We start from the raw sequence: 357 nt of genomic DNA, 5'->3' as shown, positions 1-357 counted from the left end.
TTATTCTTACGAAGGAACAGGTTCAACGACTTACAGCGCTAGTTCAACAGCACCAACAAATGCAGGAACGTACAAGGTAGTTGCCACTTTAGCAGCTGATTCGAATTACGAAGGAGCAACATCAGCGGATTTCGCTTTCACGATTAGTGCTACAACATCTAGCGTTACGGTAACTGGTTCAACAACATATACCTATTCTGGTAGTGCACAAGGCCCAAGTACTTCAACTGCTACGGGATCATCTGGAGCTGTTACTTATTCTTACGAAGGAACAGGTTCAACGACTTATGCTGCAAGTTCAACAGCACCAACAAATGCGGGAACGTATAAGGTAGTTGCTACTTTAGCAGCTGATTC

1 protein-coding gene is annotated in these 357 nt (G+C 44.0%); it reads left to right on the top strand.

What is annotated here, in order from left to right; translation table 11 throughout:
* On the top strand, window positions 1-357 hold a 357-nt coding region (locus tag V7S79_RS12230), incomplete at both ends, for an MBG domain-containing protein (protein WP_459490880.1).

The sequence above is a fragment of the Aquirufa sp. ROCK-SH2 genome (assembly GCF_054558315.1).
The sequence above is the reverse complement of the archived record's forward strand: the minus strand, read 5'-3'. Positions and strand labels throughout refer to the sequence as shown.